Annotated in this window: 16 protein-coding genes; 2 read left to right on the top strand and 14 right to left on the bottom strand. The window is 64.8% G+C overall.

Features of this window, described 5'->3' with window-relative positions; translation table 11 throughout:
• Positions 1-173: 173 nt before the first annotated feature.
• On the top strand, positions 174-1,175 hold the full coding sequence (locus tag FJW05_RS09325; protein WP_140630667.1) for an ornithine cyclodeaminase family protein: 1,002 nt from the start codon (positions 174-176) through the stop codon (positions 1,173-1,175).
• A complete protein-coding gene (gene hutH / locus FJW05_RS09320) occupies positions 1,172-2,668 on the top strand; it encodes a histidine ammonia-lyase (protein WP_140630664.1) in 1,497 nt (498 codons plus the stop codon). The genes FJW05_RS09325 and hutH overlap by 4 nt, the downstream gene beginning before the upstream one ends.
• An 18-nt stretch (positions 2,669-2,686) precedes the next feature.
• On the opposite strand, the gene FJW05_RS09315 is transcribed toward hutH, so the two are convergent.
• The 14 genes from FJW05_RS09315 to FJW05_RS09250 form a co-directional block, all read right to left on the bottom strand.
• Complete coding sequence (locus FJW05_RS09315; protein ID WP_140630662.1) at positions 2,687-3,490, bottom strand: 3-methyl-2-oxobutanoate hydroxymethyltransferase; 804 nt, start codon at positions 3,488-3,490, stop codon at positions 2,687-2,689.
• Between the two features lie 27 nt (positions 3,491-3,517).
• Positions 3,518-3,832 (bottom strand): MocE family 2Fe-2S type ferredoxin, encoded by a 315-nt coding sequence (locus FJW05_RS09310; protein WP_140544396.1) that lies wholly within the window; start codon positions 3,830-3,832, stop codon positions 3,518-3,520.
• Between the two features lie 29 nt (positions 3,833-3,861).
• Positions 3,862-4,947 (bottom strand): fatty acid desaturase family protein, encoded by a 1,086-nt coding sequence (locus FJW05_RS09305; protein ID WP_140630659.1) that lies wholly within the window; start codon positions 4,945-4,947, stop codon positions 3,862-3,864.
• 67 nt (positions 4,948-5,014) lie between these two features.
• Positions 5,015-6,196, bottom strand: coding sequence for an aldose 1-epimerase family protein (locus FJW05_RS09300; RefSeq protein WP_140630656.1), 1,182 nt, complete (start codon positions 6,194-6,196; stop codon positions 5,015-5,017).
• Positions 6,197-6,200: 4 nt separating this feature from the next.
• Positions 6,201-6,977: an ATP-binding cassette domain-containing protein gene (locus FJW05_RS09295; RefSeq protein ID WP_140630653.1), complete on the bottom strand. Its 777-nt coding sequence runs from the start codon at positions 6,975-6,977 to the stop codon at positions 6,201-6,203.
• Between the two features lie 2 nt (positions 6,978-6,979).
• Positions 6,980-7,930, bottom strand: coding sequence for an ABC transporter permease (locus tag FJW05_RS09290; protein WP_140631036.1), 951 nt, complete (start codon positions 7,928-7,930; stop codon positions 6,980-6,982).
• A 130-nt stretch (positions 7,931-8,060) separates the two neighbouring features.
• Positions 8,061-9,005 (bottom strand): substrate-binding domain-containing protein, encoded by a 945-nt coding sequence (locus FJW05_RS09285; protein WP_140630651.1) that lies wholly within the window; start codon positions 9,003-9,005, stop codon positions 8,061-8,063.
• A gap of 69 nt (positions 9,006-9,074) precedes the next feature.
• Positions 9,075-9,989 carry a sugar phosphate isomerase/epimerase gene (locus FJW05_RS09280; protein WP_140630648.1) on the bottom strand — a complete coding sequence of 305 codons (915 nt, stop codon included), beginning with the start codon at positions 9,987-9,989 and terminating at the stop codon, positions 9,075-9,077.
• 36 nt (positions 9,990-10,025) lie between these two features.
• Positions 10,026-11,114: a Gfo/Idh/MocA family oxidoreductase gene (locus tag FJW05_RS09275; protein WP_140630645.1), complete on the bottom strand. Its 1,089-nt coding sequence runs from the start codon at positions 11,112-11,114 to the stop codon at positions 10,026-10,028.
• Positions 11,115-11,149: 35 nt separating this feature from the next.
• Complete coding sequence (locus tag FJW05_RS09270; RefSeq protein WP_140630642.1) at positions 11,150-12,211, bottom strand: ABC transporter ATP-binding protein; 1,062 nt, start codon at positions 12,209-12,211, stop codon at positions 11,150-11,152.
• 3 nt (positions 12,212-12,214) lie between these two features.
• Positions 12,215-13,300, bottom strand: coding sequence for an ABC transporter ATP-binding protein (locus FJW05_RS09265; protein ID WP_140630639.1), 1,086 nt, complete (start codon positions 13,298-13,300; stop codon positions 12,215-12,217).
• Positions 13,297-14,253 carry a sugar ABC transporter permease gene (locus FJW05_RS09260; protein WP_140630636.1) on the bottom strand — a complete coding sequence of 319 codons (957 nt, stop codon included), beginning with the start codon at positions 14,251-14,253 and terminating at the stop codon, positions 13,297-13,299. The genes FJW05_RS09265 and FJW05_RS09260 overlap by 4 nt, the downstream gene beginning before the upstream one ends.
• Positions 14,250-15,110, bottom strand: a complete 861-nt coding sequence (locus FJW05_RS09255; protein ID WP_140630634.1) for a carbohydrate ABC transporter permease — start codon at positions 15,108-15,110, stop codon at positions 14,250-14,252. The genes FJW05_RS09260 and FJW05_RS09255 overlap by 4 nt, the downstream gene beginning before the upstream one ends.
• Before the next feature lie 81 nt (positions 15,111-15,191).
• Positions 15,192-16,805 (bottom strand): extracellular solute-binding protein, encoded by a 1,614-nt coding sequence (locus FJW05_RS09250; RefSeq protein ID WP_140630631.1) that lies wholly within the window; start codon positions 16,803-16,805, stop codon positions 15,192-15,194.
• Positions 16,806-16,818 lie beyond the last annotated feature (13 nt).

Here is a 16,818-nt window from a genome sequence, read left to right as displayed (position 1 = left end):
GCGGAGCAAGGAGCGAAGCGACGCGCGCAGACCCGAAACCTCCGCGCCGGCTTTGGACGGCAGAACCATGCACACTTCGCCGTGGCGCCGGCCCAGTCCAGAGCTTATCCAACAAACTTCCGTGTCGCCGTCTCGCCTGTTATGGATGAGCCCGGGGTGGCCGAGGAAAACGCATGAAGCCGATTTATATCGACTACCTCAATGCTCTCGACATCGAAGCGCTTGCCATGACCGACGCCGAGATCATCGGCGCCGTCGAAGCCGGGCTCGTCGCGCAGGGCAACGGCCAGACCGTTATCGAGCCGCGGGTCCATCTCGAGCCCGACCCGTCCTTCCACGGCCACTTCAACGTGCTGCGCGGCTATGTGGCGCCGCTCGACACCGCCGGCGTGAAGATCGTGGGCGACTATGTCGACAACTACAGGCACGGCCTGCCGTCGGAATTCGGCATCCTCAACCTTTTCGATCCGCGCACCGGCGCGCCGCGCGCTATCCTCGACGCCACCGTCATCACCGATATGCGCACCGGCGCGGTCACCGCCATCGGCGCCAAGCATCTGGCGAAGAGGTCGTCCAAGGTGCTCGGCCATATCGGCGCGCGCGGCACCGCCTATTGGAACGTGCGCCTGCTCGACCATCTCTTCGACTTCGACGAGATCCGCGTCCACTCACGCCGGCCCGAAAGCCGCGATAGCTTCGTCGCGAGGCTGGCGGCCGACCTCGGCAAGCCGGTCATGGCCGTGGCTGACTGGAAAAGCTGTGTCGAGGGCGCCGACATCGTCGTCGAAGCCTCGCGGCTGCCGGAACCGCAGCCGCTGCTCAAGACCGAATGGATCAAGCGCGGCGCGCTGGTCGTGCCCTATGGCACGATGAGCGCGGTCGAGCTGTCATTGACCGATATTATGCAGAAGATCGTCGTCGACGATTGGGGCCAGTGCAAGGGCGGCAAGTTCGGCTCGCTGCGCGCGCATGTCGAGACGGGACGGCTGAGCGAAGCGACGCTGCACGCCGAGCTCGGCCAGATCGCCGCCGGCCTCAAACCCGGCCGGCAAAGCGATGGCGAGACGATCCTGTTCTGGCATCGCGGCCTCTCGCTCTCAGACATCGCGCTCGGCAAGGCCATGCTCGCCAAGGCCGGCGAAAACGGCATCGGCCAGAGGCTGCGCTTCGCATGAGCCCGCTCGTTCTCACCGGCGCTGGCGTCAGCATCGAGGATGTGGTTGCCGCCGCGCGCAACGCCTGCAAGGTCGAGGTCACGCCGGCAGTCCTCGAAAAGCTCGACAAGGCTCGCCAGGTTCTCGATGCCGCCGCGGCCGGCGGCCAGCAGATTTACGGGCTGAACACCGGGCTCGGCGCCAATCTCGTCACGGCTGTCGAAGGCGACGCCGGCGCCTTCCAGCGCCAGTTGATCGACGGCCGCAGCGCCGCCGTCGGCGAGGCTCTGCCGGTGCCGGCGGCGCGGGCGGCGATGTTCGCCCGCATCGCGATGCTCGCCGCCGGCGGCTCGGGCCTGTCGCCGCGCGTGTTCACCGCGCTGGTCGAGGCGCTCAATGCCGGCGTGCATCCGGTGATGCCGTCGCTGGGTTCGATCGGCGCCGGCGACCTTCTGCTGATGACGGCGATCGCCCGCGTGCTGATCGGCGATGGCGAAGCCGAATATCAGGGCCGCCGCATGCCTGCCGCCAAGGCGCTGATGATGGCGCGCCTTGCACCCGTCATTCTCTCGCCGAAGGACGGTCTATCGCTGATCAACGCTTCAGCGGTTTCCGTCGGGACCGCGGCGCTGGCGCTGACCGATGCGCTGTCGGCGCTCGAACAACAGCAGCAGGCCGGCGCGCTCACGATGGAAGGCATCGGCGCCAACCGCACCATCCTCGATCCGCGCCAGCATCAGGCACGCCCGGGCGCCTGCCAGCAGCTTGCGGCGAAGGCGCTGCGCGACCTGTTGGCGCGCGATGAGGCGCCGGCGCCGACCGCCATCCAGGACCCGCTGTCGATCCGCTGCATGCCCTCGATCCACGGCGCGCTGATCCAGGCGATCGACCATGCCAGGTTGGCTGTCGAGATCGAGCTCAACGCCGCCGCCGACAATCCGTTGGTGCTTGTGGAGGATGAACTGGTCATGTCGACCGGCAATTTCCACACCGCGTCGCTGGCGCTCGCCTTCGAGACGCTGGGCCTTGCGATCGCGCAATGCGCGGCAGCGTCCGCCGCGCGCTTCATCCAGCTCACCGGCTCGACCCGTCACGGCCTGCCGAAGTACCTCTCGCCGGTCGGCGGTGCCTCTGCCGGCTTCGTCCCGTTGCAGAAGACGGTGACGGCGATCCTGGCCGCGATCCGCCACAAGGCCAATCCGGTGATGCTCGATTTCCTGCCCGTGTCCGAGGGCGTCGAGGATCACGCCACGCAGACGCCGCTCGCCATCGCCAAATGCGCCGAGATGATCGTGCTGTGGCGGCGGCTGATCGCTTTCGAGCTGATGGCCGCGGCGCAGGCCATCGACTTGCGCGAGGGCATGGCGCTCGCGCCGGCCACCGGCGCGATCCACGCGGCCGTGCGTTCGCATGTGGCGACGCTCAAGGAAGACAGGCCGCTCGGCATCGATGTCGAAGCGCTCTATGCCGCTCTCGTCAGCGGAATCTGGCAAGGCCCTCCGGCCACGGGCTGACGCTTTTCGATTCTCGGTTCAGGGCTTTGCATCCACCTTCTTCATGAAGTGGGTGAGCTCGTCCGGATCCATGTGCACGATATGCCTGTCTTCGGGATAGGCGCCGCTGTTGACGTCGGCCACATATTCCGAGAACGCCGCGATGCGCTCCTGCTGCAGCCGGTCATATTCGGCGGCGAAATTGCGGTATACTTTCGAGTGGCGCGGCATGTGACCGCGATTTGTGCCGAGGATATCCTCGGCGAACAGATATTGCGCGTCGCAGCCGGTGCCGGCACCCATCGACAGCATGATCAGCGAAGTGCGCTCCGAGATCGCCTTCGCCACCTCCACCGGCACCACCTCGATCTCGGCGCCGACGGCGCCGGCCGCCTCCAACTGCTTGACCGCCTCGAACACCTGCATGGCCGTATCGGCGGTCTTGCCGACCGCCTTGAAGCCGCCGGTCCAGGTCGCGCGCGACGGGATCAGGCCGACATGGCCGATCACCGGAATGGCGTCGTCGGCCATGCGCTTGATCGTGGCGTAGCCGGCGCTGCAATAGACCGCGTCGGCGCCGGCTTTGTAGAGCCGGAACGACCAGCGCACGAAATCGTCGGCCGTGCCGATCTCGAAGAAATTGTCGCCCGGCATGGTGAAGAGGCGGGGCGCGGCGTCGCGATATTGCGGGTTGAGCACCAGTTCCGGCGGCACCGAGACGATGTCGACCCCTGCCCGCTCGGCAGCCTCGGCTTCCTCCAGCGTCAGCACGCGCAGCATGGTCAGCTGCCGCTTGCCCTTCATGGCGCGCAGGTCGGCAACGGTCGGTCTCTTTCGGCTCATCGGTACATCCTGTTTGTCTGGCGGCTTTCAGCCGATATCGATCATCACCTTACCGGCCTCGACCTTGACCGGATAGGTCTTGAGGTTGACGCAGACCGGCGCGCCCTTGGCTTGGCCGGTCTTGTAGTTGAAGCGGCCATTGTGCTTGGGGCATTCGATGATGTCGTCCATCACCAGCCCGTCGGCGAGATGGGCCTTTTCATGCGTGCAGAAGCCGTCCGTGGCGAAGAACGCGTTGTCCGGCGAGCGGTAGATCGCGAAGGTGCGGCCGCCATGATCGAAGCGGATCACATCTTCCTCGTCCACGTCATCCACCGCGCATGCTTCGACCCACTCCGCCATCGTCTGTCTCCAATTTGCCTAAGCTGCGCCTATTCGGCGGCCGCCGCCGTTATGTCGAGATCATGGAATTCGCCGCGATAGGGCTTGGCCGTCGGCGGCAATTCGCGCTTGAGATAATAGTCCTCGTATTTCAGTTGCCTGAGCAGCACCGGCCAGACCTCGCGATAGGCATGCCACATCGAGGGGTTCGCCACCGGCAGATCGTGCTTGATCAATTCATGCAGTTTCGGCAGCGCGTGATACGGAACCATCGGGAACATGTGGTGCTCCACATGGTAATTCATGTTCCAGTAGATGAACCGGCTGATCGGGTTCATGTGGACGGTGCGGGTGTTCAGCCGGTGGTCGGTGACGTTGTCGGCGAGCCCGATATGCTGCAACAGCCCCGTCAGCACCATGTGCCAGGTGCCGTAGAGGCGCGGCAGGCCGATCAGCACCAGCGGTATCCATGACCCAAGCGCGATCGCGACGGCGATCGTCGCGGCGTAGACGACCATGTGCCAGCGCGCCGCAGTCACCGCCTTGTGCTGCTCCATCTCCGGGATGTAGCTCTTCTCCTCGTCCGACAATGTGCCGAGGGCCTGGCGTACCAGCGTCGGCAGCGAATAGCGGAAGTCGAGAATGCCGGTGAAGGCAAGCGCCGCCTTGATAAGGTCCGGCGGCCGCATCACCGCGATCTCGGCATCGCGGCCGACGATGATGGTGTCGGTGTGGTGGCGCGCATGGCTCCAGCGCCACTGCACCGGATTGCGCATCAGCATGAACGAGGCGATGTGGTAGACGACGTCGTTCATCCAGCGCGTGCGGAAGGCGGTGCCGTGGCCGCATTCGTGCCAGCGCGAGTCGCTCGACGAGCCGTAGAGCACGCCATAGACGAACAGGAACGGCACGACCCACCAACCGCCCCAGAACCAGACGATGCCGGCCGCCGAGCCCAGGATCGCGACGATCCAGATGATGGTGTCGCGGATCGCCGGGCCGTCGGAGCGCTGCATCAATTCCTTCATGGTCTTGCGCGGCACGTCGGTATGGTACCACTCGGCCGAGGCGAGCCCGGTCTCGATCGCAAGCCGAGTGCTTTCGCCGACAAGGCTGTAGTCACGCTTCTTTGCCATCGTCAAATCGGCCTCCAATCAAATCCGGTCCTCCGGCCGGAGGGCTTGCTATGGATAGTCGTCGCGCTCATCCCCTGCCCGCCAGTCCTGGGAAATTGCCGGAGGGCTGAGGATAATCCTGCTCGGGCTGGCGGGCGATGGTCGCTATCCTGTGTTCCGCATCGGCAATCGCATCCTTGCCATCAAGGACGCGAAACACGGCGTCATAGGCCCGTGTCTCGCCATGCTCCAGCCAGATCATCTCGCCGCGCTCGCGCGCGGCAAGATTGCCGAGCACATGATGGGTCGAGGGCTCGATGCCAAGCGCATACTGCCCGGCCTGGAAATTCTGCCACTCATAGCAACAAGGCAGCTGGTCCTTGCGGGTGACGACCTCGAATCCGAGGCCAAGCCGATCGTTGACGACGGCGACCGGCACCTCGCCGCTGGTGTCGGCGCCAAGCTCATGCTGCCAGACCTGCTCGCTGAAGCCGTGCTGTGGCCCAGAAACCGTGCGGTAGCCGACCTTCTGCGCTTCGTAGCGCTCGCCTTCATGCGCGGCCCAGACCACGTCACGGATCGGCGCCAAATAGCGCGAGCCTTCGTCGAGCAGCGGATGCCCGACATTGACGTGGTAGAAATACATATGCGGCGTGCGGTGGAAGCCGTGATTGACGGCGCGGTCCGATAGCCGGATCTCGCTGCCGCCGACATCGGCCTCGATGCGGCGGATGAGATGCAGGTCCTCGCCGAACACGCTGGCCTGCTGGACGATGCCTTCCGCCCACAAGACGCAGCGGTCGCCGTCCCAGCTTTCGCCGTAGCCGGTGAGCCGCGCCGGAATGGTGCCGACGCGGCCATGCAGCGAATGCTTTACAGTCTTGCGTCCGGGATAATTGTAGTTTTCGGCAGGCACCTCGTTGCGGCCGAGAATGTGGTCGAGGCCGCAGGTGACCAGCAGGCCGGAAAAGGACCGGCCCCAGGCGAAGCCGTCCTCGCCTTCATAATCATGCAGACCGGGATGGCGAAAGCCGCTCGGCGAGTGCCAGCCGATCGCCTGGCCCTTGTATTCGCAATCGGCAATGTCGAGCGCGCGGTCGACCAGCGCGGTGAAGCGCAGGCCCGAGCCGGTGCGGAATTCAAGCATGCGGATGCCGCGCTCGACGCCGTCGCCGAGCGTCATCAGCCGCACGCCGGCGAACTGCGACAGCATGCCGGAGCGTTCGGCGACCTGCCGGCGCGAAAGCGTCTGTCCGTAGAGCTTCACCATGCCGTCACTGCGCCCTTTTCATCAGGGCCGACAGGTCGGCGCCGGTTATCAGGCTTTCCACGGTCAGGAGGTCGGTGTCGGCGACCGTCTGCTCGGCGACGATCTCGCCGCGGCGCATGACGATGATGCGGTCGGCGACCTCGAAGACGTGGTGGATGTTGTGAGTGATCAAGAGCACTGAATGCCCGGCCGCGCGCATCTCTTTGACGAAGCGCAGCACGCCATGCGTCTCCTCGACGCCGAGATTGTTGGTCGGCTCGTCAAGTATGATCACCTTGGCGGCGAACTGCATGGCGCGCGAGATCGCGATCGACTGGCGCTCGCCGCCGGAAAGCGTCGAGACCAGTGCATCGGCGTCGAGCTTCTTGGAGATGCCGACGCGCTTGAGAAGCGCCGAAGCCGCATCGCGCAATTTGGCGAGGTCGAGCGGCGCGAAGACGCCCAGCCATTTGAGATTGACCGGCTCGCGGCCGAGGAACAGGTTGCGCGCGATGCTGAGGTCGGGCGCAAGCGAGGTGTCCTGGTGGATGGTCTCGATGCCGAGGTCCATCGCCTCGCGCGTCGAGCGGATCGAGACCTTCTCGCCGCGCACATAGATATCGCCGCGATCGATCGGGAAAACGCCAGAGATCGCCTTGATCAGCGTCGATTTGCCGGCGCCGTTGTCGCCGAGCAGCGCCACTACCTCGCCTTCCTTGAGCGTCAGCGAGGCATTCTTCAGCGCGCGCACGCTGCCGAAGGATTTTTGCAGATTCTGCAGCCGGAGCACTTCCTGCATCATCGTCAGCTCCTTGCGGCGTTTTTCTGCAGCAGCGCGTGCAGGATGAGCATGGCGAGGATGATAACGCCGACGAAGATGTTGTAGGCCAGCCCCGGCACGCCGACGAGCACGATGCCGTTGCGGATCGCCCGCAGCATCAGCGCGCCGACGATGGTGCCGAGGATCGTGCCGCGGCCGCCGGTCAGGGCCGTGCCACCCACCACGACCATGGCGATCACCTCCAACTCGTAGCCCGTGCCCGCAACCGGCGAAGCCGCCGAGATGCGGAAAGCGCTGATCATGCCGGCGAGCCCGGCGAGCACCGAAGTCAGGATGAACAGCCAGATCTTGACCGCGTCGGCCGGCACGCCGCGCGCCACCGCCGCGCTGCGGTTGGAGCCGATGGCGCTGATCCAGTTGCCGAGCTTGGCGTAGCGCAGCACATGGACCGCAAGCAGCGACAGGCCGATGAACCACCAGAGCGAGGTGTAGAAGCGGAACGCGCCGATGTTGAAGCTGCCGGCCAGCAGCGTGACGAAGAAGCCCGGCTGGTCCCAGGACTTCAGCGGAAAACCCTGCGTGATGTAGAGCGCCGCACCGCGCACGATAAGCAGCATCGACAGCGTCACCAGGAAGGACGAGATGCCGATCTTGGTGACGATCACGCCGTTGATCGCGCCGATCGCGATGCAGAGCAGTAGCCCCGCAAGCAGCGCCACGCCGATATCGATCCCGGCATTCTGCACCAGCAGCATCACAACCACCGGGGCAAGCGCGAACACCGCGCCGACCGACAGGTCGAATTCGCCGGCGGTCAGAAGCAGCGTCATGCCGAGCGCGATGATGCCAAGCTCCGGCAGGAACGCCATCATGTTGGAGATGTTGAGCGGCGACAGGAAATTGCCGTCGGCGACCGCGAACACCGCCAGCAGCACGATGAGGATGACGAAGGAGGAGAATTGCGGCGAGCGCATCAGGCTCGACCTGCCTTTCGCGCGCCCTGCGCCGTCTTCCGAGGTGACCGCCCCGACTTGCTCAACCATGACTTGCTGAACCATGCTCTCTGCCTTGCGCCCGCCGCTCACACGGCGGGCGCCAGTTTTTTCACTTCTTGTCGTAGAGCTTCAGGATCGGCTCGACGCTGGAGGCGTCGTAGAGGCCGAATGTGTGGATGTCGTAGCCGATCGGCTCGCCCGAAGCCGCGAGACCGAGCAGCGCGACCGGCATGAAGCCTTGCGCCGACGGGTACTGCCAGGCGGCGGCATTGACGAAGCCGTCCTTGACAGCCTGCGCCGTCTCCTTGGAATTGCCCCAGCCGACGACCGGGATCTTGCCGGCCGGAATGCCGGCGCCGTCGAACACCCGCTTGACGCTGGCCGCCACGGAATCGCCGAGCGCGATGATCGCCGGCGGATTGTTGGCGACCATATAGTCGGTCATCTTGGCGATGATGCCGGCCGGATCGGTGCCGCAATCGACCACGTCATATTTGATGCCGAGCGGATCGAAGACGCCGGCGATGCCTTCCGTCTCGAGCTGCTGGTAGCTGGCGCCAGGCACCTCGACCGGGAGGAACACCTTGTCGCCCTGCTTCACCATCTTGTGGTCGACGAGATATTTCGCCCAGATGGCGCCGGCTTCCTTGAGGTCGGCGCCGACATAGGCCTGGCGGCCAGTGGCCGGATCGTCCGTGTTGAAGAACACGATCGGAATGCCGGCCGCCTTAGCTGCCTTCACTTCCTCGGTCCACAGCCCCGGCTGCGCCGAGGTCGTGGCAATGCCGTCCGGCTTGGCGGCGAGCGCCGAGTTGAAGGCTTCCTTCTGCGCCGCCATGTCGCCGCCGCTGAAGGAGATCTTGCAGGTCACCTTGAGCTGGTCGCAGGCCTTGGTGGCGCCGGCATTCCAGTCGATCCAGAACGCGTCGGACGGACCGCCATGCGACAAGAGATAGAATGTCTTCTGGCCGTCCGCGGCCTGCGCAGCCGAGCCGAACGCAACGCTGGCGAATACGGTCGCCGCGGCCGCCAGTTTCAATCCGAATTTCAACATCTGGTTTCCTCCACTATGTGTTCGTGCAAGCCGCAGGACGCCGTCCGAGCGACGGCGCCCGCGCGACCCTTAAAGGCCGTTGACGCGCAGCTTCCCGTCGAGGAACTTCTTCGCGCGCGGCACGTCGTCTTCCGACAGATGCTCGATGATCACCGGGATGTTCGGATGCTTCTCGGCGAGACGCTTGAGGTAGAGGTCGTAGTTCAGCGAACCGAGGCCGGGCGCCGGCAGCTCGATCTCGCCGACACCGCGGAAGGTGTGGCTTTCCATCGCGTCGGCGTCGCCGATATCGGCATGCTTCTCGGACTTGTCGTCGCCCGAGCGCTTGACGTCCTTGGCGTGGGCTATTCTGATCTTGTCGGTCAGCGTGTCGAAGACCTGGTTCAGGATCTGGTCCATCCGGTCGATGTTGTGGGTCTCGAAATAGTTGGTCGGGTCCATCAGCAGGCCGAGGCCAGGATGGTCGACCTGCGCGAACATCTTCACCGTCTCCTCGACCGAGCCGACGACGTTGTTGACATAGGTTTCGAGCAGGAAGACCGCGCCGTGGTCGTAAGCCGTCTGGGCAAGGTCGGCGATCACCTTGCGGCATTCCTCAAAACCTTCTTCGGTCTTGTTCTTCGGGTGATGCACCCAGTCGGACTCGGTGTTGTAGGTGCCGGTCTCCGAGATCACGTAAGGCGAGCCGAAATGGCGCGCATTGCGGATGATCTCCTTGAGATAGCCGACGCGCTTCTCGCGCTCCGCCTTGTCCGGATGGATGATGTTGGTGTAGCCCGACACGCAGCAGATCGGCAGGTTGTGGTCGCGGAAGGTGTTGCGCACCTTCTTGGCCTTGTCCGCGGTGATCTGGCCGGCCGAGAGGTCGATGTCCTTGAAGTGCAGGTCGAGCTGCACCGTGTTGAAACCGAGACCGCGGATCTTCTGCGCCGTCTCCTCGAGGCCGTACGGGAAATAGCCCGTGAAAATACCTGCCTGCATCATGATCTTGAATTCCTCCCTGTAAGCGATTCAGTTGATTCAGTTTGTTGAGATTTCGGAGAGCTTGACCGTGCGGCCCATGGCAATAGAGCGGTAGCCCGCCTCGACCAGCGCCATGGTCTTGACGTTGTCGGCGACGGAGAGCGCCGGCGGCGTGCCGGTCTTCACGGCGTGCTGCAGCTGTTCCATCACGCCGATGAAGGCATGCGGGAACCACATCGTTTCCCAGCTCGGGCTCACCCATTCGCCGCCGGCCGTCTCGGCCGAAGCGTAGGTCAGCGTCGAGGCAGCACCGGTCGGCCAGCCGATCGTGCCCTTGGCGACGCCCTTGGTGCCGTCGACGCGCCAGTTGATGTGCTGGTCGTCCTTGTAACCTTCCTGGCGCGGACCGGACCAGACGTCCTCCAGCGAGACGGCAAGCACGCCCGACGGGAAGCGCAGCGTCGACACGGTGATGCCGTCGGAATGGTCGAACTGGGTGCGCGGGTCCTTGCGCGTCAGCGTCGTGATCTCGTCGGGATCGCCGAACAGGAAGCGCAGCACGTCGAGATGGTGCACGCTCATATTGGCAAGCGTCAGCCGGTCGTAGCCCTGGAGGAAGGTCTGCCAGTGCGGGATCGCGTGCATGTCGATCTGCGCGAAGACGATGTCGCCAAGCGCGCCGCTGTCGATGATCTGCTTCAACACGCGCATCGACTGGTCGTAGCGCATGTTCTGGTTGACCGAGAGGATCTTGCCCGACTTCGCCGCCTCGTCGCGCAGCTTGACGGCTTCTTCGACCGACAGCGCCAGCGGTTTCTGCGCCAGGATCGCCTTGATGTGCTTCTGCTTCAGCGCATGGCGGATCAGCGCCGGCTGCTGGTCCGGCGGAAAGGCCAGGTCGATGATGTCGACGTTGGTATCGTCGATCAGCTGTTCCGGCGTGTCGTGTACGGTCGGAATGCCCCAGCGGGTGGCGACCTTCTGAGCATTCGCCTTGGTGCGAGAGGCGATTGCCACCACCGGAAAGCCCGCTTCCTTGTAGGCCGCCAGATGGCACTCGGCCATGATCATGCCGGCGCCGACGCAGCCGATCCGGTAGTCCCTGGTGCGAACCTTGACGTCCGGCTCGAAGCCTTTTTCTGCCATCTCTTCCTCCCGAAATTCTGTCCTCGCGGCCGCCGTCACAGCGCACCTCCGTCCTGGCCGAAATAATGCACGCGACCCGGCTCGCAGGATATCGCCACCATCGCATCCGGCCTGATATCGGGCTGCCCGCGCAGCAGTGCCCTGAGCCGCGCTTCCCCTGCCGCTAAAGTCACCACGGTGTAGCCGCCGAGCGGCTCGACCTCGAACACCCGCGCCGGGCGGCCTTCCGCCGTCCCGTTGCTCGTCCAGGGCCGCACCTTGATGTCTTCCGGCCTCAGCCCGATCTCGACCGCCTCGGCGGGCGCCTTGGCATCGGCAATTCGGATGGTCCCTTCGGCCGCCTCGATCCCGCTTACGCCGCGCACCGACGGCAGGATGTTCATCATCGGGGAACCCAGCATACGCGCCACATAGGCGCTGGCCGGCCGGTCGTAGATTTCGGCCGGCGCGCCGATCTGCCTGATGCGGCCATTCTCCAGGATCGCCATGCGGTCGGCGACCGACATCGCCTCCTCCTGGTCGTGCGTGACGTAGATCAGCGTCTTGCCGAGCTCGCGCTGGATGCGCTTAAGCTCGACGCGCGTCTCCTCGCGCAGCCGCGCATCGAGCGCCGAGATCGGATCGTCCATCAGATAGGCGGCCGGGTCGCGCACCAAAGCGCGCGCGATCGCCACGCGCTGCCGCTCGCCGCCGGAAAGCTGCGCCGGCGGCTTGTGTAGGATGTGGCCGATATGCAGCTTCGCCGCGACGTCGGCCAGCCGCTTCTCGATCTCGGCTTCGGCAACCTTCCGCTCGACCAGCGGGAAACGGACATTGTCGCGCGCGCTCATATGCGGGAACAGCGCCAGGTTCTGAAACACCATGGCGACATTGCGTTCGGCCGGCGAAACGCCGTTGACCGGCTTGCCGCCGATCAGGATCTCGCCTTGGTCCGGCACTTCCAGGCCGAGCACAAGGCGCAGGATCGTCGACTTGCCCGACAGCGGCGGGCCGAAGAAGCAGAAGAACTCGTTGTCGTTGACGGTGAAGGAAGCGTCGTCGACGGCAAGCGTATTGCCATAGCGCTTCGTGACATTGCGGAAAATGATATCGGCCATGTCTCAGCCCGCCCTCACTGCAAGGCCGGTCTCGGCGTCAAACACGCGTACCGAGGAAGCCGGCGGCGCGACGATCGCCGTCTGCCCGACCGACAGCCCGACATCGTTCTCGAACACCGCCTTCACCGCGCTCTCGGCTTCGCCGAGATGGACGATGGTGCGCGCGCCGATCCGTTCGACGAAGCTCACCGGCATCGACAGCCCGCGCTCGGCAAGCGCCACCTGCTCAGGTCGGAAGCCATAGAGCACGTCGCCGCGCACCGCGCGCACAGCCGAAACCAGGTCATCCGGCAAGGGCGGCGTGACGCCGAGCGGTCCGAGATCGATCACCAGCCCGCGATCGCTTTCGGCCGGCCTGCCCTTCAGCAGGTTCATGCCCGGGGCGCCGATGAAGCGCGCGACGAAGACATTGGCCGGATTGTTATAGACTTCGAGCGGCGTGCCGACCTGCTGCAGCACGCCATGGTCCATCACCGCGATGCGGTCGGCCATGGTCATCGCTTCGAGCTGGTCATGCGTGACATAGACCATCGTCTGCCTGAATTGGCGCTGCAGTTGTTTGAGCTCGGTGCGCATCACCGCGCGGAAGGCCGCGTCGACATTGGACAGCGGCTCGTCGAGCAGGAAGATTGCCGGCTCCATGATCGCCGAGCGGCCGATCGCCACGCGCTGCAGGATGTTGACGGAGAGCCGGTCCGCCTTGCGGTCGAGCAGCGGCGAAAGCTGCAGCATCTCGGCGATGGCGCCGACGCGGCGGTCGATCTCGGCCCTGGCGGCGCCGCGCATCCTCGGACCATAGGCAAGGTTCTGGCGCACCGTCATATGGGTGAAGATGGCGTAGTTCTGGAACACGAAGCCGACGCCGCGCCGCCCCATCGGCACGCCCGCCATGTCGCGCTCGCCGAACAGGATCTTGCCGCTGGTCGGCTCCTCCATGCCGGCGATCATGTTCATCGTCGTCGACTTGCCGCAGCCGGACGGCCCGAGCAGCGCCATGAACTCGCCATCGGCGATTTCGAGATCCATCGTCTTCAGCGCGGTGAAGTCGCCGAATTTCTTGACCAGGTTTTGAAGGTGGATGGTGCTCATGCCGGCACCTCCCGGCCCTTGGCCATGCGCTTCATGGCGTAGACCGCGACGATCGAGAGCACGATCAGGATGGCTAAAGCGATCGCCGCCACATAACCCCAGATCAGGTCCTGCGTGGTGACCTTGTAGATGTAGACGGAGATCGTCTCGGTGGCGACGCCGGGGCCGCCGTCGGTCATGATGTAGAGCGTGTCGAAGATCTTGAAGTTCTCGATCACCCGGATCGCCAGCGCGATGATGATGATCGTCTTCATCTTCGGCAGCACGATGGTGACGAAGCGCTGCCACGCATTGGCGCCGAGCAGGGTCGCCGCCTTCATCTGGTCCTCCGGCACGCCGACCAGGCCGGCGAGCAGGATGAGGAACATCAGCGGCGTCCACTGCCAGATGTCGGCGATCATGACGGCGATCAGCGCCAGGTTCGGATCCGACAGCCAGGCGATGGTCACCGGCGTGCCGACGATCCGCGACAGGATGTCGTTCACCGGGCCGCCCGACTGGAACAGCATGAAGAACATGTAGCCGGCGACCGCCGGCACGACCATCATCGGCATCAAAAGGATCGAATAGAAGATGCGCTTGCCGGGAAAGTCGTCCGCAAACAGCGTCGCCAGCGCGAGACCCAGCAGGAACTCGGCCGGCACGCAGACGAGCATGACGATCGCGGTGCGCTGCAGCGCGCTCCAGAAGCGGGTGTCGGCCGCAAGGTCGGTGTAGTTGGCGAAACTGTTCCACATCTCCCAGGCGTTCCACCAGCCGATGCCGGAGAGCGGCGACCAGTCGGTGACGCTGATGTAGAGCTGCATCAGCAGCGGAAAGGCCGAGATGAACAGCACCAGGATCTGCGCCGGCAAGGTCAGGCGGAAGCCCAGCCGTGCGCCCTCGTCAGGCGTGGCGGGCTTTGTCCGCGCGCCCATCTTGTCCTCCGAAATCATCGCCGTCACCGCGCTCATTGCTTGAGCGCTCCGAAGGTCAGCCCGCGCACCAGATGGCGCTGGATAGCGATGCCCATGATCACCGGCGGCACCGCCGCGATCAGGCCGAGCGCGGCCTTGGCGCCGTAGAGCTGCCCGGTCATCGAGGAGGACAGCGACGCCATATAGACGGGAACCGTCACCCATTCGCGCGTGGTGAGCAGCAGCGCGATGAGATAGTCCGACCAGTTGAGGATGAAGACGAAGAGCGCGGCGCTCGCCAGCGGCGCCCGCATCATCGGCAGCGTGATGCGCGTGAAGACGCGCAGCCGCGAGCAGCCTTCGACAAGTGCTGCCTCCTCGATCTCGCGCGGCATGTCATCGAAGAAGGTCTTCATCAGCCAGAAGGCGAAGGGCAGCGTGACGATGCCGTAGATCAGCGCCAGCCCCAACCACGTGTCGTTGAGGTTGAGAAAGGCCCACATGATCATCACCGGGATCATCACCGCCATCGGCGGAAACAGCCTGAGCTGGATCAGCGCCAGCGGCAGGTTCTGGCCCGAACCGAAACGCGACAGGCCGTAGGCCGCGGCGGTGCCCGCCGACATGGCGATCACGGTGCCGAACACCGCCGAGAGCAGCGACGACAGGATCGGCTTCAGCGCCGTATGGTCGAGTGCGACGATCAGGTCGTTGTCGGATTCGCCGAAGACGAAGCGGAAATTGCTGAGAGTCGGATGCTTCGGCCACCAGGTGAGGTCGGCGCCGGTCGCCGACCACTCGCCGATCGGCTTGAAGGCCATCGACACCATCCACAGGATCGGCACCAGCGTCACCGCCATCGCCGCGAGGATCGCGGCGTAACGAAATATCTCGAAGAGAACGGAACGCTTCATCTGGCTGCTTTGCTGGCGGCGTTAAGGAAGGAGGGGAAGAGCTGACGCCCCTCCCCTCCGGCTCTGATCCAGGGAGGCGGATCAGCTGATCGGATCGAGAACCGTGGGCCAGGCCTCCTTGTTGGTCTTGATGGCTTCGAGGAGCTTGTCCTCGCCGATGCGGCGCGCGATCTTCTTCCACTCGCGTTCGGTGTCGGCCATAGCCTGCTCCGGCGTCTTGGCCTTGGTCAGCGAGGCCACAAGATTCTCGTCGAGCGCGTTGTGGAAGGCCGTGGCGCCTGGATAGTTGATGGTCGGCACCGTGCGCGCCACCGTCTCGCGCACCACGTCCATGTGGTAGGCGTGATAGGTCTGGCGTACGAGCGGATCGGAGAAATCCGAGAGCCGGAAAGGATCGAGATAGCCGCCGGGATTGGCGCTCATCCAGGCATAGATGCGGGCGGAGCCGAGCCACTGCAGCAACAGGTAGGCTGCCTCCGGATTCTTCGACTGCGACGACACCATGCCGGTCAGCGAGAACCAGAGCACCGAACGGCTGATCAGCTTGCCGTCGATCTCGCGCCCCGGCGGCAGCATCGAGCCGATCTTGCCGGTGACAGCCGAATCCTTGTTGCCGGCATTATCGAGGAATTTCGGCAGGTTGGAGAAGGCGCAGGTCATCGCAGCACCCCCCTTGGCGAAGTTGCCGTACTGCTCCGGCCAGCCCCACGAGATCGCGTCGGGCGAATGATGCGCCAGCGAATCGACATATTCCTTGGTGGCGGCGATGCCATGCTCGGAATTGATCAGCGGCTTGCCGTCATCGCCGAACAGGAACTGGTTGGGCGAGGCCATGGAGACATAGCGCTGGTACCAGTTTGTGTAGCCCCAGCCCTGGTTGCGCAGGTCGGTGGAGCCGAACAGGCCCTTGTCCGGCCGCTGGAAGAAGGCCGCGACGTCGCTGTGCTGCTTCCAGGTCTTCGGCGGAGCGAGGTCGTAGCCATATTTGTCCTTGAAGGCCTTTTGCTCGGCCGCATCGCCGAACAGGTCCTTGCGATAGACCCAGGTCTGGAAGTCGCCGTCGAGCGACACGCCATAGGTCGAGCCGCGATACTGGTTGAGCAGCGACACGCCCTTGGCGCCGTTGACGTAACCCTGCTTCGGGTCGTCCCATTCCGGCTTGTGCTTGGCGACGAAGTCGTCGAGCTTGGCGATGCCGCCGGTCTCGGCGAGATCGCCAAGGCGGTTCCATTCGGTCGAATAGATGTCGTAGGCCCCACCCTTGGTGGAGATGTCCTGCATCGTCTTGGTGAATTCCTGGCCGTTCGGCAGGCCGACGATCTCTATCTGGATGCCGGTTTCCTTTTCCCACAGATCCTTGATCGACGGCGCGCCGGCCGGGAAAGGCTTGGTCAGCTGGCCGATCGAGCCATCGGACAGGCCGAGAACGATCTTCGTCGGCGCCTTGCCCGCCGCCTTCAGCGCCTTGGCCGCCTCGACCGCGCGCCCTTCCGGCGTGTCGGGACCGTACTGATAGCGTTCGGCGCCGTCGAAGCCGGTCGGCCCGCCGATCATGCCAGGCGCCAGCGCATCCGCCGCGAAGGCGCGGCCGGGACGAATGAACTGCGGTGCAATACCAGTCGCGGCGACGAAGACAGCCGCCTTTCCTCCGGACGCCAACAGGCGGCGCCGCGACATGCGGATCAGTTGAGACATCGAATTCCTCCCT

It is taken from the genome of Mesorhizobium sp. B2-9-1 (assembly GCF_006439455.1).
Taxonomy (GTDB): Bacteria; Pseudomonadota; Alphaproteobacteria; order Rhizobiales; family Rhizobiaceae; genus Mesorhizobium.
This window is presented reverse-complemented; position numbering and strand designations above follow the sequence as displayed.